Source organism: Paenibacillus sp. EKM211P, from assembly GCF_011066175.1.
GTDB classification, from domain to species: Bacteria; Bacillota; Bacilli; order Paenibacillales; family Paenibacillaceae; genus Paenibacillus; species Paenibacillus polymyxa.
This window is the reverse complement of record NZ_JAAMNS010000013.1, coordinates 72839-92198: the sequence shown is the minus strand read 5'-3', so window position 1 is coordinate 92198 and position 19360 is coordinate 72839. Positions and strand designations below refer to the sequence as shown.

19 protein-coding genes are annotated in these 19360 nt (G+C 45.8%); 16 read left to right on the top strand and 3 right to left on the bottom strand.

Going from position 1 to position 19360, the window contains the following annotated elements; genetic code table 11:
• Positions 1-37: 37 nt before the first annotated feature.
• Positions 38-517, bottom strand: coding sequence for a GAF domain-containing protein (locus G9G57_RS17935; RefSeq protein ID WP_016819371.1), 480 nt, complete (start codon positions 515-517; stop codon positions 38-40).
• Positions 518-866: 349 nt separating this feature from the next.
• On the opposite strand from G9G57_RS17935, the gene G9G57_RS17930 reads away from it, so the two are divergent.
• From G9G57_RS17930 to G9G57_RS17895, 8 genes are all read left to right on the top strand, one after another.
• Positions 867-1172: a hypothetical protein gene (locus G9G57_RS17930; protein WP_016819370.1), complete on the top strand. Its 306-nt coding sequence runs from the start codon at positions 867-869 to the stop codon at positions 1170-1172.
• 188 nt (positions 1173-1360) lie between these two features.
• Positions 1361-1957 carry a GNAT family N-acetyltransferase gene (locus G9G57_RS17925; protein WP_039276759.1) on the top strand — a complete coding sequence of 199 codons (597 nt, stop codon included), beginning with the start codon at positions 1361-1363 and terminating at the stop codon, positions 1955-1957.
• Complete coding sequence (locus G9G57_RS17920; protein WP_107734932.1) at positions 1941-2699, top strand: energy-coupling factor transporter transmembrane component T family protein; 759 nt, start codon at positions 1941-1943, stop codon at positions 2697-2699. Before G9G57_RS17925 ends, G9G57_RS17920 begins: the two co-directional genes overlap by 17 nt.
• 158 nt (positions 2700-2857) lie before the next feature.
• A complete protein-coding gene (locus G9G57_RS17915) occupies positions 2858-3445 on the top strand; it encodes an ECF transporter S component (protein ID WP_107734931.1) in 588 nt (195 codons plus the stop codon).
• A gap of 54 nt (positions 3446-3499) precedes the next feature.
• A complete protein-coding gene (locus G9G57_RS26300) occupies positions 3500-5059 on the top strand; it encodes an ABC transporter ATP-binding protein (protein WP_164965347.1) in 1560 nt (519 codons plus the stop codon).
• A gap of 173 nt (positions 5060-5232) precedes the next feature.
• The gene (locus G9G57_RS17905; protein ID WP_107734929.1) at positions 5233-6747 is read left to right on the top strand and encodes an MDR family MFS transporter; all 1515 of its coding nucleotides are present in this window, start codon (positions 5233-5235) and stop codon (positions 6745-6747) included.
• A 612-nt stretch (positions 6748-7359) separates the two neighbouring features.
• Entirely contained in the window at positions 7360-8859 is a 1500-nt protein-coding gene (locus tag G9G57_RS17900; RefSeq protein WP_019686126.1) for a glycoside hydrolase family 68 protein, read from the top strand.
• A 107-nt stretch (positions 8860-8966) separates the two neighbouring features.
• On the top strand, positions 8967-10559 hold the full coding sequence (locus G9G57_RS17895; RefSeq protein ID WP_044787878.1) for a glycoside hydrolase family 32 protein: 1593 nt from the start codon (positions 8967-8969) through the stop codon (positions 10557-10559).
• A gap of 167 nt (positions 10560-10726) precedes the next feature.
• On the opposite strand, the gene G9G57_RS17890 is transcribed toward G9G57_RS17895, so the two are convergent.
• Complete coding sequence (locus G9G57_RS17890) at positions 10727-11191, bottom strand: MarR family winged helix-turn-helix transcriptional regulator (protein ID WP_013369372.1); 465 nt, start codon at positions 11189-11191, stop codon at positions 10727-10729.
• Positions 11192-11477: 286 nt separating this feature from the next.
• On the opposite strand from G9G57_RS17890, the gene G9G57_RS17885 reads away from it, so the two are divergent.
• The 4 genes from G9G57_RS17885 to G9G57_RS17870 all read left to right on the top strand — a co-directional run bounded on the left by G9G57_RS17885 (position 11478) and on the right by G9G57_RS17870 (position 14093).
• Positions 11478-11900 (top strand): hypothetical protein, encoded by a 423-nt coding sequence (locus tag G9G57_RS17885; RefSeq protein ID WP_017428453.1) that lies wholly within the window; start codon positions 11478-11480, stop codon positions 11898-11900.
• A gap of 195 nt (positions 11901-12095) precedes the next feature.
• Positions 12096-12281 carry a spore coat protein gene (locus G9G57_RS17880; protein WP_017428452.1) on the top strand — a complete coding sequence of 62 codons (186 nt, stop codon included), beginning with the start codon at positions 12096-12098 and terminating at the stop codon, positions 12279-12281.
• Between the two features lie 15 nt (positions 12282-12296).
• The gene (locus G9G57_RS17875; protein ID WP_017428451.1) at positions 12297-12596 is read left to right on the top strand and encodes a spore coat protein; all 300 of its coding nucleotides are present in this window, start codon (positions 12297-12299) and stop codon (positions 12594-12596) included.
• A gap of 156 nt (positions 12597-12752) precedes the next feature.
• Positions 12753-14093, top strand: a complete 1341-nt coding sequence (locus G9G57_RS17870; RefSeq protein WP_164965346.1) for an amino acid permease — start codon at positions 12753-12755, stop codon at positions 14091-14093.
• Positions 14094-14113: 20 nt separating this feature from the next.
• On the opposite strand, the gene G9G57_RS17865 is transcribed toward G9G57_RS17870, so the two are convergent.
• Positions 14114-14746: a LysE family transporter gene (locus G9G57_RS17865; protein WP_025364005.1), complete on the bottom strand. Its 633-nt coding sequence runs from the start codon at positions 14744-14746 to the stop codon at positions 14114-14116.
• Positions 14747-15021: 275 nt separating this feature from the next.
• Here G9G57_RS17865 and G9G57_RS17860 point away from each other — a divergent pair, with 275 nt between their 5' ends.
• The 4 genes from G9G57_RS17860 to G9G57_RS17845 all read left to right on the top strand — a co-directional run bounded on the left by G9G57_RS17860 (position 15022) and on the right by G9G57_RS17845 (position 19358).
• Positions 15022-15990, top strand: a complete 969-nt coding sequence (locus G9G57_RS17860) for an SIS domain-containing protein (RefSeq protein WP_107734925.1) — start codon at positions 15022-15024, stop codon at positions 15988-15990.
• A 28-nt stretch (positions 15991-16018) separates the two neighbouring features.
• On the top strand, positions 16019-16831 hold the full coding sequence (locus tag G9G57_RS17855; RefSeq protein ID WP_107734924.1) for a fructoselysine 6-kinase: 813 nt from the start codon (positions 16019-16021) through the stop codon (positions 16829-16831).
• A 95-nt stretch (positions 16832-16926) separates the two neighbouring features.
• A complete protein-coding gene (locus tag G9G57_RS17850; RefSeq protein ID WP_016819354.1) occupies positions 16927-17640 on the top strand; it encodes a GntR family transcriptional regulator in 714 nt (237 codons plus the stop codon).
• Between the two features lie 134 nt (positions 17641-17774).
• Entirely contained in the window at positions 17775-19358 is a 1584-nt protein-coding gene (locus G9G57_RS17845; RefSeq protein ID WP_107734923.1) for an amidohydrolase, read from the top strand.
• The last annotated feature ends 2 nt before the right edge of the window (positions 19359-19360 follow it).

The following is a 19360-nucleotide window of genomic DNA, read 5'->3' as shown; positions in this document are numbered from 1 at the left end:
GTGGCGAAGGAAGACTATATATATGCACAATTTTTGGTTACAGGCTGGATACCAGAATAGCCGTAAATTCCTCTAGGAATACACGATCTTCCTGATCAAATCGGCTTTTTAGCGGGCTGTCAATGTCCAGCACTCCAATCAGCTCATCGTTTTTGATTAGAGGGATAACGATTTCGCTATTGGAAGCAGCGTCACAGGCGATATGTCCTGGAAATGCATGTACATCGTCTATGACAAGTGTTCGCCGTTCAGCTGCTGCGGTACCGCAAACACCACGTCCCAGTGGAATCCGTATACATGCGGGTAAACCCTGGAAAGGTCCTAGTACAAGCTCAGTCCCATCATAAAGATAGAAGCCACTCCAGTTCACATCTGGAAGAAAGTGACCCAGTAAAGCTGAAGCGTTCGCTAAATTGGCAATCCTATTGGATTCATCGTGAACAAGTGCCCGGAGTTGTCCGAGAACGGATTCGAATTGTTCCTGACGTGTTCCTTCGTAAGGGATAGTTTGAAACATGTAGAGTCCACGCTCCTAACATTAAATTTTCATATTAACTGTTGTATATATCACCAAAAATAGGTAATTGTGCAAATCACTTTTACCATTGGTTAATTAATTTAAGATATAACGATTGTACATATTCAGTCAAGTAGAAAATAGCACTACTGCCTTGGAATAATCTCCTTTCTCTAGCACCACAATTCCCTTCTCTACAAGCAACGCTGGCGGCAAAGCATTATGTTTTAGCGGGACATATAATATAGAAAGTAATTCAATGAAGGGTTGCCCTCATCTGTTTCCAGCTTCTCCCCTATGGGTAAAAACAATGTAACATGTTGGCTTAGGCCAGGGAGGAGTTACAATTATGCATGCAGATGTTCAGAACTTGTTTATCCGTATACAGATGCTTTCTTATGCACATCAGGACGATTTGACCGTGAGAGATATACAACCAGTTCTCGAAGAACGCGGATACCGTGTAGGAGAACGTGAAGTCAAGCAGGAGCTGGAAAACCTGACACAGGAAAACTTTCTGACACCACATGATGATATGTTCAGCCTTACCGGCGCAGGGATCGAAGAATTGCAGGAAATTCAGTCGATGCTAGGCGTATTGTACGAAGATGTTGTGAAAAATCCAGCGCATGTCACTGCCCGTGCCTCTTCTTAAAAGGATAAGAGACGCAAAAAATCTTATAACAATAAAAGGTAGCCCTCTTCATTCCTGATTCCAGGAAGCGGAGGGCTAATTTGATTTATAAGGGCCTGTCCACTTTAATAAGGTTGTGTTTGTTGGAGGTGTATGCTTAAATGTAGCGTATATTTGTTGTCATTGAAATGCTGGAAGGATGATGGAACATGTGTGCATATGCATGTAAGGGGCATATCCCACTGCTGGAAAGCCCGCGTCTTCGGCTGCGAAGGATGGAAAGCCGGGATGCGGCTACGATGTTCGCTTGCTGGTCTGACCCGGAGGTTCACCGTTATATGAACCTTACCGGTATGTCAGGACGAGAGGATGCAGAGGATATGATTGAGCTGTTGAATGAGCTGGCGAAGACGGAAGATGCGCTGCGCTGGGGGATCGAGCTGAAGGAGAACGGGAGGCTGATTGGAAGCTGCGGCTTTAATTATTGGCAGACGGAGGGAGCTTATAAAGCCGAGATTGGTTATGAGTTGGCCCAGCCTTATTGGCGCAATGGCTATATGACTGAGGCGCTTCGCTTAGTGCTTTCATTCGGATATGACACGATTCGATTAAATCGGATCGAAGCGCTGGTGGACCCGCGCAATACAGGCTCGCAAGCCTTGCTGTCCTCGATGGGCTGGACCCAGGAAGGGCTGTTACGGCAGGTACAGCATACATCTACAGGCTTTAAGGATATGCTGATGTATTCATTACTGCATGAAGAATGGCTCAGATTGGAGGCACAACGAAATGCTGTTTCAGTATAACGGCGGTTCGTCGCCGCTGCACAGGCTTGGACCGTTAAGTAAGCTTATATGGGTGGGATGCTTTAGCCTCCTGTCGATGGCATGGGATTCGACAATACGGGAAGCGGCACTTCTGGTGGTACTGATCGCTGTGGCTGGCTTCGGCGCACGGTTGACCCTAGCACGCCAACTTCGCGCTATGTCGTTCCTGATTGGTTTAGGTATTCCGTATTTTATACTGTCTATCCTAGCGATTCGAGAAGGGAATACTGTCGCTTCATGGGGACCCATTGTGATTACAGCGGAGGGACTGGATATCGCGGGGGCATTAACGCTGCGGATTTTTGTATTGTTTTTGGCATCCTATATCTATCTCTCGACGACCGATCCCCGAGATTTTGTGCAGGCTTTGAATCTGCGCTTGCGTGTACCTTATCGATTTGCGTTCGGAATTTCAGTGGCGCTGACGTTCCTGCCCTTATTGGAAGAAGAGGGGCGAACCATTATGGCTGCACGGCGTGTTCGGGGGCAGGAGCCACCACGAGGATGGGGCAAGCGGATATCATGGTGGAGCGGGTATGCGGCTGCTGTGTTGGTGAATGCTGTGAGACGGGTTCAGCAGACGGCACTGGCTATGGAGGGCAAAGGTTTTGGCGCATATGCAGAACGGACGTATCTTCGTACACTGGAAAATGGGCGTTTAGGCTACGTATGTGCTGTGATTGCTGTATTCGCTACGACTGTTTTAGGGTGGGTATTATAAAGAAGCAGCCCCTTTTTTTGTCCTCATTGTCAACTGGTAAAATAAAATTAGGTTGACAATAAGACAGCGGATGAATACATTTATACAGTAACAGTTTGTACAAGGACCAGAGCTATGACCTTGTATACTAGATTATGGAGAGGAGTCAAGAAATACATATGAAGGGATCTCGTATTTTTGCCAAGTTTACAACGCTGGATATCGTGTTAATGGCCATGCTGGCTACGTTGAACGGCGTCATGACTGTGTATTTGTCGATGATTAACAAAACGTTAAACAGTCTGGGAGGGCCGATCGCAACTTCCGCTATTGTCGGGCTGTACATGATATATGGTTTGCTGGCCTATTATATTATTCGTAAGCCAGGTACGGCGGTAATTGCTTATGCCTTTGGCGCGGTAGTGCAGTCTTTTATGGGCTCTGCCTATGGAATTGCATCTATCATTGCGGCAGCTGTCTGCTATATGGTTGCGGCGGAGCTGGTATTTGCTCTTTTGCGGTATCGCCGCTGGAATGCAGTTTCACTAATGCTGGTGGGCGGAGCCATGGTTCCGCTGTGGTTTATCGTGGCAGCCAATATGTTTGGCTATATGCATTGGGGCTGGAAGGTACTGACGATTGCACTGGTCGTTCGTATCCTGAGCGGCATTGTCCTGTGTGGTCTGCTGACGAAAGTACTGGGCGATGCCTTAAATGGTACGGGTCTGTTAAAACGCTTTGAACTGGGACGCACTTCACGGGCATAACCAAGGCTATACATGGTTATAGCCTGAACAATAGGGATCGAGGGTATTTCGGCTATGAATGAACGTAGTGATCATGATGCAGAAAATAGAATAGCTGTCTCCTTAAGGGATTTTGGCTATCGCTATGACGACCAGGTGGAGCCAGCGTTACATGGTCTGACGCTGGACATTGCGGTGGGTGAGCACATAGCCATTGTTGGAGCTAGTGGGAGTGGAAAGTCTACGCTGTGCCAGCTACTTCATGGCGGGTTGTCCCGTTCCGGCGAGGGCGAACGGACTGGCGAGCTGACCGTGTACGGGATGGACCCCGCCACCGCTGAATTGGCTACGGTCGCCACCACTGTCGGCGTCGTGCTTCAGGACCCGGATGCCCAGCTAGTGCAGGGAATCGTCGAAGACGAAATTGCTTTTGGGCCGGAGAACCTGCGCGTGCCTCCGGCAGAAATAGAGCAGCGCCTGGCCGCTGCACTGGAGGCCGTCGGCCTGGCATCCGAGCGCGGCTCCTCCGTGCGGCGCCTCTCGGGAGGTCAGCGCCAACGCACCGCCATTGCTGCGGTGCTGGCGCTGGAAGTGCCGCTGGTCGTGTTCGACGACGCGGCTGCGCAGTTGGACCCGCCGGCGGTACGGGACTTCGTCCTTCTATGTCGGCGGCTCCATGCCGCAGGCCGGACGGTGATCACTGCGTCCGGTCGCATAGACGATGGTGCGCGTGCAGCGCAGCGCCTCATCGTGCTGAAGGGCGGGACTATGCTGCTGCAAGGCCCGCCCGAAAAGCTGCTGCGCGAGCATGGTGCGCAGCTGGCAGCCTGGGGGCTGCTTCCCTCTTCCGCGGGGAGGGAAGACATGCCGCGTGAGCCGGAGGGGAATGCCGGCTCGGCAGCTTATTGCGCTGGGCAGCCGTTGCTGGAGGTGAAGGGATTGCCCTTCACCTACCCCGGCAGCCAGCGCGCGGCGCTCAAGGGCGTGAGTCTTGCCCTTGCGCCTGGCGAACGAGCCGTAATGCTGGGCGAGAACGGCTCTGGCAAAACCACGCTGGGCAAGCTCCTTATGGGCTTGCTCCCCGCGCCGAAGGGATGCATGTGGTGGGAAGGGCAGGATATGTCGAAGCTGCCCATTCACCGACTGGCCGCCGGGATCGGCTATGTGTTCCAGCAGCCAGAGCATCAGTTTGCAGCTGCAACGGTGTGGGAAGAGTGCTTGTACAGTGTGCGTGTCAAGCTTGGTTTACGGATCGGAGATCCGGTTCCCGCCGCCTATGAGGAACGGGCGCATCGCTTGCTGACAGCCGCCAGGCTGGATCACCGACTGGAGGTCTCGCCGTATCTGCTAAGTGGAGGCGAAAAAAGGCTTTTGAGCGTTGCGGCACAGTTTATCCTCCCCAAAAAGCTTTACATTTTGGATGAGCCGACTGCGGGAACGGATTACGAAGGGGCAAACATCCTGCTCCAGATGTGCACAGAGCAGTCCGCTGAAGGAGCGGCTTTTCTGATCATTACCCACGATTTGCAGATAGCTGAACGCTTTGCCAGCCATGTTCTTCGTATGGAAGAGGGGTATCTCTATAAAACGGAAGATAGCTGGATTAATCATACGATTACAGTTGACAAAAATTAAGGATATGTAGACAATAATATATATACATCGTACATAACAGGCGGCCTATATAGGCCGCCTGTTTACGATTATACAGTGCGGGTAATCATTCAAGCTGGGAAGGAAAACCGTACAGATACAGCACAGTTTATATAAGGAAAGGATTTGTGATTTGCTTGGGAAACGATAAACCTATGAAGCGCGGACTCGTGCTGACAGGTGTTCTATTGGCCACCTTTCTGGCCGCGATTGAAGGAACGGTTATCGGTCCGGCGGGACCGACAATTGTTAGTGAACTGGGCAGTGTGAATTTGCTCAGCTGGATTTTTACAGCATATTTGTTGACGATGGCTGTAACTACGCCTATTTTCGGCAAGCTTAGCGATTTGTTTGGCCGAAAACCCATTTTTCTAATTGGGTGCTCGTTATTTGTGATTGGCTCTTTGCTTTGTATGCTGGCTGGTAGTATGGAGCAGCTTATTTTATACCGAGCCATTCAAGGGATTGGAGCAGGCGGCGTTATTCCTGTTACCTTTACCATCATCGGTGATATATACAAAATGGAGGAACGTGGTAAAGTCCAAGGCATGATCAGCTCGGTGTGGGGGATTTCTTCCCTTGTCGGGCCTCTCTTGGGCGGTTACGTGGTCACCTATTTTGGCTGGGAATGGATTTTTGGTTTTAACGTTCCCTTTGGATTACTGGCTATGTTCTTCATCGCCCGTTACCTGCGGGAGCAGGTAAGCAAGCGTACCGCGCGTATCGACGTAGCGGGGGCAGTTACCTTTACCATCGGGATGACGGCACTCTTGCTCGTATTGGCCCTAGGGGGACAGTATATCGATTGGACTTCTCCTGAATTGCTGGCCTTGGCTGCCGTGGCCATTTTGTTCCTGGTTTTGTTTTTGGTTATCGAAAAGCGCGCTCAGGAACCGATGGTCCCTCTGAAGCTGTTTCGGATACGGGATATCGCTTTTTCCTGTGCCGCTGCACTGCTCGTCAGTACCCTGCTAATCGGGCTGACTAGTTATCTTCCACTATGGATTCAGGGCGTACACGGTGGAGATGCCGCTTCATCTGGTCTGGCGCTGGCCCCAATGTCGGTAGGCTGGCTGTTTGGCTCCATGATCGGAGGACGCATTTTGCTGACGCTGGGCTCGCGTCGAACCTCTTTGATCGGGCTGACTCTGATTGTATTGGGAGCCTTCGTCATGACCTTGATGAACCTAACAACTCCAATCTGGCTTCTGTTCCTGTCTACGTTATTGTATGGACTGGGATTTGGCTTCTCGATAACCGTGTTCACGATTATTGCTCAGTCCTCGGTCGGATTCCAGCTGCGTGGCGCGTCTACAGCCTTGAATACGTTCCTGCGCACATTGGGACAAACGATTGGGGTTGCAGCCTTCGGTTCATGGCTGAATTATCGTATTGCTGCCCAGACAGCGGACGGACAGCTCACTCAGCAAGGGGTTACACAGGAGGATATTAATGGTCTGCTTGCCCCGCATGCTTCACAAAGTCTAAGTGACAATGTTGCCGGATTACTCCGGTCTGTACTGGAAAACAGTCTGCATTCCCTATTCGTGATCATGGTCGTTATTGCGGTGATTAGCTGGTTTGTTGTCCTCGGATTGCGGAACCGCCCACCGGGTACGGAAGAAGAGGCAGATCAGCGTGTGAAGACACCACAAAGAGAACACGCATAAAAAATAATATACTTCTTTCACATTAAAGAGACAGTCCGGTACACCAATAAGGGGCCGGGCTGTTTCTTTATGCTAAGGTCTCTTCTCCTACTGATTTAGCAAAATAGCCACTTCGTATAGGACCGATAAATTCCCCAATATACAAAAAGGAAATAAAAATCCCCTAGAGATTGCGATATATTCATATGATATAGGTTACAAAGTGGTAAAAAAGTCTTAAAAAATTGTAACAAAAAAGCTGTTTCTAAATTGAGCTATAGGGTACTAAGGAACCATTTTTTTGCACCCGCTTACAAATCGAGCATTTTATGAGTATATTTTGAACAATTTTGCATGTGAATGAAGCAACCAACCAAGCAAAATGGGATACGGAAAAAAATCAAGTAACAAATTTTTCTGAATGTAATAGGAATGAAAAAAATAGGTATTTTCAGAAAATTACTAGGAAAATATGAGGATGAAATTCATAGAGGAATCTGTTTTCTTCCCTCACATAATAGGGCTTTTCAGTCTATATCAATCGTTTGACATACCATATAAAATGGCCCTAGCCAACGAAAAAGTTGGGCTTCAACACTAGAAAGCATAATTACATTAAGGGAGATGGAGTACTTGAAGTTTAACAAATGGTTCAGTAAAGCAGCCACTGCAACAGTAGCAACTACCTTGCTGTTAGGAGGCGGCGTGCAGGCTTTTGCAAAAGAAAATGATAAGGCTGATTTCAATGCAGACAATGCATTTACCCAAATTACGCGTAATGACATGCTGAATATTTTCAAACAGCAAGGCAAAGAGAAATATGAGGTTCCATCCTTCGATGCCTCTACAATTAAGAATATTCCTTCTGCTATTGGTCACGATAGCTCAGGCAAGCAGATTGATCTGGATGTTTGGGACAGCTGGCCGTTGCAAAATGCCGATGGTACAGTAGCTAATTACAAGGGATATAATATCGTATTTGGACTGGCAGGCGATCCTAAACGAGGCGAGGATACATTTATATATCTGTTCTATCAAAAAGCGGGTGATACTTCACTGAGCGGCTGGAAAAATGCTGGTAGAGTCTTTAAAGACAATGATAAACTGCTCTCCAACGATCCGATTCTCAAAAATCAGTCAGAAGAATGGTCAGGTTCTGCTACCTTAACCTCTGATGGACATGTACGTTTATTTTATACCAGCAGACAGCCCTATGATCCGAATAACAAATTATACGGCAAGCAAACCTTGAGCACAGCTCAAATTAATGTCTCTCAGCCTGATGATAAGACACTGAAAGTAGATGGAGTCGAGGATTTGAAATCGATCTATGACGGTGGAGATGGTAAAACCTATCAAAATGTACAACAAAGCGTCGGAGTGGATATGGATAATCATACCCTTAGAGACCCTCACTATGTCGAGGATCAAGGGCACAAATATATTATATTTGAAGCCAACACAGGGACAGAAACAGGCTACCAGGGCGAAGAATCGCTTCAAAACTCAGCTTATTATGGTGGCAATAAAAAATTCTTCACGGAAGAGCAACAAAACTTGCAACAAAGTCCTAAGAAAAAAGGAGCTGAGCTGGCGAACGGCGCACTGGGCATCGTTGAATTGAATGATGATTATACATTGAAAAATGTAATGCCCCCTTTGCTTGCATCCAATCTGGTAACAGATGAAATTGAACGGGCAAATGTGTTCAAAATGAACGGTTTGTGGTATTTATTTACGAGTACAAGAGGTTCCAAGGTGACTGTAGATGCGATCGGTGACGATGATATTTACATGTTGGGTTATGTTTCTACTTCCTTGACAGGGCCTTATAAACCCCTGAATGGAACCGGTCTCGTTCTTCATCAGGATCTGGATCGTGATGATATTACCTGGACATATGCTCATTTTGCTATCCCGCAAGGCAAAGGCAATAACGTAGTCGTTTCGAGTTATATGACCAATCGTGGACTCTTCCCAGATCACAAATCTACTTTCGCACCAAGCTTCCTGCTGAATATTAAAGGCTCGAAAACCTCTGTTGTGAAGAACGGTATTCTGGAGCAAGGTCAAATTACGATTGATCCAGGAAATGACAAAAAAGATAACCAAAATGAGTATGGAAAGAAATAAGTAGTTATAAGCAGCATGTCCGAAGGCGACAGCTTTGGTAGATTACCGATCTGTCGTCCGTCGGACGATACATAACAATGCAATGAAGGGTAAGGAGGATCGTCATAATGAGAAAAAAAGCTTTCAAGAACATTGGAATACGATCCGTAGTAGTTATCACAGGCTTAACTATTTTCATAGCTATGGGGTGGAGTATGTACCAACAGGATGCAGGCAAACCTCAAAAACCTGCAGCAGCTCCAAAAAACCAAGCCAATCAAAGCAAGCATACAACACCGACCTATCGGGCCGCCTATCATTTTACCGTCCCGGATAAGTGGAAAAATGATCCACAGCGGCCTATTTATATGGATGGGCAATATCATTACTACTATTTATATAATCGTGATTACCCTCATAAGAACGGTACAGAATGGCGACATGCCACATCCACCGACCTGGTTCATTGGAAAGATGAAGGGGTGGCAATTCCTAAATATACGAATCCGAATGGAGACCCTTGGTCCGGTTCGGTCGTGATCGACAATAATGGCACCGCAGGTTTTGGAAAAGGCGCACTTGTAGCCATTGTCACACAGCCCTCCGCAGATGGAGGAAAGCAGGAACAATTTCTGTGGTACAGTAAGGACAAAGGCAAGACGTTTACTTCTTATCGCAACAAGCCCGTGATGTCCAACCCTGGCACGAAGGATTTCAGAGATCCCAAGATCATCCGGGATATTCAACGTAATCAATGGGTGATGGTCATGGCGGAGGGAACGAAGATTGGCTTTTATAAGTCGAAAAATTTAAAGGATTGGCAGTTTACGAGCGGCTTTCAAACGGAAAATATTGGACTTGTAGAATGTCCTGACCTTTACCAGATGCGCGCGGATGATGGGACCTATCAATGGATTCTAGGTGCAAGCGCCAATAGTAAACCAACCGGCGGACCCAATACGTATGCCTACTGGACGGGGGATTTTAATGGAGAAGCATTTCTCCCTGATCGCAATGATCCTGATTGGCTGGATTATGGCTTTGACTGGTATGGTGCGGTTACGTTCGAGGACGGCAAAGCCAAAGACCAATACAGTCACCGTTATGCGCTGGCCTGGATGAACAATTGGGATTATGCCAACAACACGCCTACTCTGAAGGAAGGCTTTAATGGCATGGATTCGGTTGTTCGCCAAATTCGGTTGAAGCGTACAACTGATGTCGGCTATCGCTTGGTTTCACAGCCTGTAGCAGCTTTGGAGCAATTCCCAACTGCAACGGAGTCATTGGGGAAGATCCAAGTAGTGGGGACTCACAAGCTTCCGGTAGCAGGTGATGCCTATCAGTTAGAAGCAGATGTATCTTGGTCAACGATCAAAAATACAGGCTTGAGGCTTCGAGAGTCTGCGGATGGCAAGCGTCATGTAGATGTGGGTGTTTCGGTGGAGGGTCAATACTCTTATGTAAACAGAGCGAACACAGGGCAGCCGGATCAGAGTGGTAAATATGTAGAGAGTAAGGCGCCTTTTGATACCAATAAAAAAAATGTCCACTTGAAGATTCTTGTCGATAAAACCAGCATCGAAGTCTTTGTAGATGATGGAGAAGTAGCTTATTCCTCCTTAATATTTCCACGCTTAGAGGATCAGGGAATTACTCTTTTTTCAGATGGCGGTAAGGCTATTTTTAATAATGTAGTGATCAAACATTTTAGTCGATAACAGGTCTTATGCTGCTCGTAAGCTTAGGCATATTTCGCTCAGGTATATATAAAGTCCACCCATAATATAAGGGTGGACTTTTCTGTGTAAATCTAAATTTTCGTTAGCACAGCTATAGGATTGTTCTTTTATTCACAATTGAACAGTTGCTAAAATTACTATTCATTCTATTTGTGATAAGGTGACAGATTATCAGCGCTACGGCCCAATTTTTTGAGCAAGCCGATGAGTTGATCTCTTTCGGTTTCGCTGATTCCGCTAAAGGCACGTTCAATCTGACGTGTATAATCAGGATAAATTTCGTCCATGACGCGTTGTCCTTCGTCCGTCAACTCTGCATATATAATACGACGATCTTGGTCGCACGGGTGACGGTGCAAATAACCACGGCTCTCCAGCTTGTCGATAACATAAGTGACATTTCCGCTTTGCAGAAGCAGTTTGGCTCCAATTTGTTGAATTGGTTGTGCTCCCTTGTGATATAAAACTTCCATCACGGCGAAGGCCGTTGGGTTGAAGCCCACCGTTTTGATGCCAGCAACCGCATGTTCGTTTACACTTTTGAATGACTTGGCAAACACGCTATACAAATGCATAGATTGCTGTGTCACCAATGTTCGGTAATCTATCATCTTCATTCCGCCTTTATGTATGGATTTGGGCATCCTTTGACCGCTCGGTTCGGATGACCGGGCAACCATACCCTTACTACTAGCATAAAGGGATTTACGTAGGGAAAACATGCGATTTGTCACAGTAGCTGCTTTTTTAATTATTTAATTTCAAAGCTTTAAGGTAAATTTTTGAAAAATAAAGGTTTCGAATGTAAAAATACCGTTCCGATTGGTTATATTAACAAATAACATACCTAATGGACCCAAATAACAAAATAAGATAAATTCAGAGGAGATGAAGCACATGGATACGGGTTCTTTCCGTTTTCAATTTCGTGATCCGCAGCAAGCCGCCCAAGCCTGTGAAACATTAAAGGAAATTGGATACTCTGCCAGCACGAACGGTGATACAGGCCTCAGTGTTCACGTTGAGAACCAGGATGTGCTGTCTGCATTAGAGATTTGCCAAGCTTATGAAGGAAGTATAATTGAGACAGGAGTTCTCACTTATCGTCCAGGTAAGCAAAGTAATATCGGTGTGCAAAATCCAGGTTATAGCCCGGAGGATTGGATTATTCCAGCGCACATCATTAATGAGGACTGGAGCGAGGCGTATAAAAGCGGCTCTTCCCAAACGTTTACGAACACAACACAGGAACACAACGTCAGCTCTGATCAACAACCGGAAGACGATGTGGACGGTTTTTCAGGTAGCGTCCATACCTAAATAATGGTGTTCACCCTTGCTGCTCACTTTGGAACAAAAAGGTTCCTTCAAACCATGACTAATGGTTTGAAGGAACCTTTTTTCATGATGAGAAAAAGCTGAAAAGGACATTGTGAAAACTAAGGTTCTTGGATCGTGCATAAGGGCAGTAATCGTAGGAAATACCAAAAGAAGTTCAGAAAGGAGGTTTTGATCTTGCAAAAACTCGGAGTTCACGAAAAATTGGAATTGCATGAGCTGCTTACGTTTAAAACAACTTGTATCACAAAAACTCAAGCTATGCTGCCTTTAGTCTCAGATTCAAATTTGAAAAATATTTTACAGCAGGATATCAGTGGCGGTACACAAGATATTCAACAGCTTAAAAATCTGCTTGTATAATGAAGGAGGATTAACGTGAATTCTTTTACTGGGAATATGACTGGTACGACTCCCATGACCGATCAGGTGATTGCTGCCGATCTGTTAATCGCAGCTAAAAGTGGGATCAAAAACTACGCCGCAGCGTTAACAGAGTCCACTAGCCCGGAAGTTCGGAATGTTCTGTGTGACCAATTGAGCAAAGCTGTTAATCTTCATGAGCAAATTTTTAATTATATGAAGAACAATGGTTACTACAACGCCTATGATCCAGATCAGCAAATTCAAATGGATATTCAAAATGCAGACAAGGCACTTTCTTTGCCCAAAATGTGAAACGTTTAATTAAAAAGAAGCACCAGCAAACTTTAATCGAGTTTGCTGGTGCTTCTTTATTACAAATTAAAAGAACTTCACATGAAATATGGAGAAGAAGGAAATCATAAAAAAACAAGGTATCGGTCTCAAATTTAGAAATAGGGTGATTTTCTTATGAGCAAGCCTTCAGCGGGCAAACAAAAAGATCAAAAACTAAAATGGTGGCAGCTGAGCTTGTTAGGAGTTGCAGGCACCATCGGTACAGGGTATTTTCTCGGGTCCAGTTTAGCGATTTCCATTGGTGGCCCAGCCGTACTGATTGCTTACTTTTTGGCAGCAGTTGGGACGTATGTGGTGTTTGATGCCCTTTCGCGCATGACGGCAGATCATCCAGAACAGGGCTCTTTCCGTTCTTATGCCCAAAAAGCATTTGGTAATTGGGCAGGCTTCGGCAGTGGCTGGGTATATTGGTTCTCAGAATTGCTTATTAATGGGAGTCAACTAACCGCGCTGTCTATATTTTCACGTTTTTGGTTTCCTCAGGTACCGATGTGGATTTTTGCGGCAGGCTTCGGACTCTTAGGGCTTGTGATTGTTTTTTTTGGCAATAAGGGCTTTGATCGTGTAGAAAATGTACTCGCCATTATTAAGATGGCGGCTCTTGTGATGTTTTTGGTCCTAGCGGTGGCGCTTTTGGCAGGCTGGATCGGAGGAAGTAAATATAATCCGAAGTTTCCCCTCAGCTACAAAGACTTTTTTCCAACCGGTGGCATAGGATTATGGTCATCTTTTATTTTTGCCTTTTATGCATACGGAGGTATTGAAGTGCTTGGAATTATGTCTAACCGACTTCAAAACCCGGAGGAAGCACCCAAAGCAGGAAAAGTCATGCTGATTACGCTGGTTGTAGTGTATGTGCTATCAATTGGGCTCGCTGTGTCTATGGTACCATTAAGTGCCTTTAATCCGAAGGAAAGTCCTTTTGTGCTTGCGCTCAGTAGCGATCATCTGGTCTTTGTGCCTCATTTGTTTAATGGAGTCCTGATTATTGCAGGATTCTCAACGATGACAGCATCGCTATATGCAGAGACTTCGATGATGATTACTCTTGCCCAGGAAGGAGATGCGCCCACCCTGTTCTCACGGAAGTGGAAGGGCAAATATCCTCTGTATGCACTTAGTTTGATCTCTGTTGGATTAATCTCAGCAATCGTATTATCGTTGCTGCTACCAGGAAAAGTGTATGAATATATCACAACCGCTGCGGGCTTAATGCTGCTATATAACTGGTGCTTTATTTTGCTGTCTTCAGGTAAGTTACTGGAATCAAGCACATCAAGCAATATCAAACGCTGGATTGGATTATTGCTGATCGCTTTGGCTGTAGTAGGGGCCTTTTTTCATAAGCTTAGCCGCCCTGGGGTTTACGTCAGTTTGCTGTTAGTCTTGTTAATTGCCATATGTGACTTCATTGTACAATGGGTGCGTCGAAAGCACGGCAAGGAACCTCGTTAACTTTATCAAGAAGACAAGCGTTAGCGTAAAAAAAGTAATTGAAATGCCTGTACACCAAAATAAAAGCCAAAGCCTACAAGAGACAGACCTGACATCCAAGAGATGGTTTTAAGCAATCCGGGTCTGAGAAATCGACGGAAAACGCTTGAAGCGGCTGCCATCGTCACATCCCAGGCCAAAACGCCTAGTACAATCGCTCCGCTGTAAATCAATAGCTGTTGTACTGGATATGTATTAGCGACGTTGGCCAGTATGGACCCGTAAATCCCAAGCCAGAAAAGGATGGAGAGAGGATTAAATAACGACATCAGAAAGCCGGCTACAAAGGAGTTAGTCAGGGTATTTCCATTTCCCCTTAATTCGGACTCTGAAATCACACCAGCATTTTTGATGCTTTCAAGACCTGTATACACAAGCACAAAAAAACCAAACAGCCATAAAAAAGCTTTGACAAATGGGGAATTAAGAAGGTGAATCATTCCCAAATAGACAAGCATCATATAGATAATGTCTGCTGTGATTGCACCTAGTCCAATAAACCAGGCGTGCCAGAATCCATTTTTAATACCTCGATCCAACTGCGCGGCATTGATAGGTCCAATGGGAGCTGAAAGTGACAGACCCAGAAAAACATACCCGATAAATGTATTAATGGGGGGTTCCTCCTTGATTATTTATTGGACGTTATGTATTTGTCTCATTTAGTTTATTCGGACAAACCCATGTGTAAGACCATATTTTTGTGCGTATATGTAGCCACAGCCTCGTTATTTGCTAACCCAATGAATCCAATCCCAAAGGAGCTCTAATCCTTATATAAAGGGTTAGAGCTTTTTTTAATGAGAGGCTTGACACTTTTAATGAAAGCGCTTATATTTATCTCGTAAACAATACGTTATATAACGTTATATAAAAGGAGAGATAAAAAATGAATGTACAACAGACGGTTCAGACGATTTTTGAACAAGCGAATGGGAAGATTTCCGAGGTTTATTTAGTAGCCTGCGGGGGCTCACTAGTGGATATGTATCCTTCAAAATATTTTCTGGATAGTGAAGCAAGGAAACTGGTAGCAGGCATGTATACAGCGAATGAGTTTGTACATGCATTGCCTAAACGATTGGGAGCACACTCAGTGGTCATCGTTTGTTCCCACGGTGGAAATACTCCAGAATCGGTCGCGGCTGCTAAATCAGCCAAAGAGAAAGGTGCTTATACCATCGGCTTAACCCACAACAGTGAAGCGAACCTGCTCAACTATTCGGATTATTCCTTCCTCTACGAGTGGGGGGATGAGAGCGATGTTAAAAACAACCCGATGGCCATTATTTTAGAACTTACGGTTGAACTGCTGCAAATCGCTGAGGGCTATGTGCATTACCCAGCTTTCCAGAACGGATTGGAGGCAATCAATGGAATTATTAACCGGGCCAAAGTCCAAGTTGAACCGCGTGCCCAAGTATTCGCAGACAGATACCGCAATGAGGAACTCTTTTATATCCTGACTAGCGGAGCGTCTTATGGACATGCTTACGGATTTGCCATCTGCTCGCTGATGGAAATGCAATGGCTCCATGCAGCTTCTATTCATTCCGGTGAATTCTTCCATGGCCCATTTGAAGTAACGGATAAGGAAACTCCATTTATTCTGATGATCAACGAAGGACGTACACGAGCGCTGGATGAGCGGGCACAGACTTTCCTGAATCAGTATGCCGAGAAAGTGGAAGTGATTGATGCAAAGGAGCTTGGCATCGGAACGATTGCAGACGAAGTAGTAGAGTTTTTTAACCCGGTGTTATTCTACAGCATTGTATGTGTGTATCGTGAAGCACTAGCAAATGTACGCAATCACCCATTGGAAACTCGCCGTTATATGGGCAAAGTAGCTTACTAAGCGCACCTACCAACAGGAGGAAACCATCATGAAGGTTCTAGGCATTGGCGATAATGTGGTAGATAAATATGTTCATCTGCGTATGATGTACCCTGGCGGCAATGCGCTTAATTTTAGTGTGTTTGCCAAAAAAGCGGGAGTGGATGCAGCCTTTATAGGCGTGTTCGGGGACGACAACGAAGCACGGCATGTAGAACACACCCTGCGTGAGCTTGACATTGATATTTCACGGTGCAGATATCACAGCGGTGAGAACGGCTGCGCACGTGTAACCCTGGAAGACGGAGACAGAGTATTTCTCGGCAGTAATGAGGGGGGAGTGACACGTCTTCATCCATTGGAATTGAGCGAAGATGACAAGGACTATCTTGGCGGATTCGATCTGATTCATACTGGCTTGTACAGTCATACAGGTCACTTGCTGCCTGAATTAGAGACGCTAGGAATCCCTATTTCTTTTGATTTTTCAGATGATTTTACAGATACACAAGTAGAACAAAATATTACGTATGCCGATTTTGCATTTTTCTCTTGCAGCCATATGACGGATGAAGAGACACAGAATTATATCCGCTCCAATCGAAAAAAAGAGGGACAAATTCTGGTCGCCACACGTGGCGGTGACCGATCCATCGCCTATGATGGTACGAAGTTCTATTTTCAAATGCCTGATTCCGTTGACGCTGTGGATACTATGGGGGCAGGCGACTCTTATATAACTGCTTTTTTACTAAGCTTTTTGGAAAAAGACAACATTCAGGATGCTATGGCAGAAGGCTCAAGGCTTGCCGCCCAGAGCTGTCTGGTAGAAGGTTCCTTCGGATACGGCGTTCATTATTGACGAGCCTTTTCGAATATCTTCACTTGTAAGAATATGTAACCTTTGATACTCTAAGTGAGAGTGATATAACGTTATATGACAAGTGAGGGTACATGATGTTAAATTCAGACCAAGCGGAGCCATTATATATTCAGTTACAAAAAGCGGTCAAAACCGCTATTCATAATGGAACATTTACGCAGGGAAGCCGTATACCGACTGAAACAGAGTTAAGCGAGATGTATAATGTAAGTCGTATTACCGTAAGAAAAGCAATTGCCGAATTAGTTCATGAAGGATATTTGACCAAACGTCAGGGGAAAGGCACCTTTGTCAATATCCCCAAGATTGGACGGAAGATTGAACATGTCATCAGTTTTACGGCTGCTTGCAAGTCCAATGGTCTTTCTTCACATAGTGTGGTCACAAAACGTGAAATCGTAGAAGCAGATGAGGAAATTGCACATCAATTGCAGCTATCGCCAGGAGAAAAGGTGTTATTTATCCAGCGTAAAAGATATGCGGATGATCGCCCCCTGATGCTGGAAAACAATTTTTATCCTTATGACCGTTTTGCATTTCTAATGAACGAGCAGTTGGAAGGGTCTGTATACGAGCTGCTGCGGCAAAAATACAGCATCGATCCTAACCAGCCGGGAGAGACGATATTACAAATTGCTTTGGCGGATGAAAATCAGGCCAAGCTGCTGGAGACGGCGATCGGACAGGCGTTGTTTTACATGCATACAATGATCTATGACCAGCACGGAAGCCCGGTTCATGTAGGAAAGCAGTACATCATCGGAGATCGTTATCAATTCTCCATATAATCCGTTGCCTGTTATGCAAGGTAGTTCAGGTAAGTGTGGCTTCTGCTTCCATCCAATAGGGAGAAGCAGAAGCATTAATATAACGTTATATTACGTCATGTTGTTAGATGGATCAATCGTGAGGTGGTGAAACTGTGCAAGGGAAGAACGATGCATTAGCAGACAAAGTTTTACTCTCCCATGCTATTTTTAATGGATTGGAAGATGAAGCTTCGCCCGGGTTTGTTGCAGTCCGAGGAGAACGTATTGCAGCGGTGGGGCGTCCGGAAGAGGCACAAGCCTGGATAGGAGCCGAAACGGTTGTCTATGATCTGGGCGATGCCTTTATCATGCCGGGAATTCATGACAACCATGTATTTTTTACCGGATACATGTCGATGCATCGGGGCGTCGATCTGGCGCATACGGCCTCCAGTGAAGAAGCAATGGAACTCTTGCTACAAGAGGCAAACAACCTTCCGCCAGGAAAAGATGTAACCGCTTTCGGTTGGAGCGAGGACAGATGGGGGAAGCTGCCTGATTCAAGCTTGTTGGATGGATTGTTTCCCGATCGGTCGGTCATCGCCATTAACCAAAATAAAAGCTACTGCTGGATGAACCGATTGGCTGAGGAGAGATATCAGTTTTCCCCGGATCAATGCAGTGCCGAAGCACGAGCTTTACTGCTCCAAGTTATGATGCAGGACCGTAGCCTTGTCCAACAAGAGTTTATGGAATTTTGCCGTATGCTGGCTGCACGAGGAGTTACTTCTATAAAAGATATTGGCTTTGACCGGCATAGCGAGCTGCTTCCCATTCTAGAAGAATTGAAAGAAACAGGTGAATTGCCACTGAGATTTCATTTCTCGCTGGAACCAGTTGTTGAACCGTTTGATATAAACATTGGTATCAAATATAAAGCACTTTACAATGGAGACCTTATTCGTTTCCAAGGTTACAAGCTGATGCTTGACGGCGTTGTAGCAGATCATACAGGGGACATGTTGGAGCCTTACGCAGATATGCCTGGGGTCACGAATTTGAGGACAGTTGATTATGAGAAGATTGAAGCCTCTGTTCTGGAAGCGGACAGCCAGGGGATCAAATGCTGCCTAACTGCAGAAGGCGATGCAGCAATTCGCCAAGCAGTATCCATGATTGAAAAATGCCGCTTGCAGCAGGGCAATCACCTTATCAGACATTCGATCAGTGATCTGGAGTATCCTCATCCAGATGATCTGACCAGAATGGGAGAGAACGAAATTTTTGCCGAGGTCTATGCCCAGATTCTGCTGCTCAATCCCTCTTACGAAGAGGCTTATATGTCTGCAGTGGCAGGCAAACAGAATGAAAACCGCTTTTATAATTATAAGTCCATGCTGGAAGCTAACGTGCCGATCACCATAGGTACTGATTTGCCTTTATTTATCACCAGTGTCCCCGATTCGCTGTATGCAGCCTCTCACCGATTATTCCCGGATGGCTCGCCTGCTGGAGGCTGGTATCCTGACCAAGGAATGCCGCCATCCGAAGTTTTAAAGGCATGGACGATTAATGGAGCCAAACATTGTTATATGGAAGAGGTGACAGGTACGCTGGAGGCTGGAAAATATGCTGACATCGCCGTTTTTGACCGCGACCTCCTTAATGCATCCGCTGATGACATCAGGGATGCCCAAGTGATATTGACCATTATGGGAGGGAAGGTTACGTATAACCATTCTTGGAATGAGGGATAAAC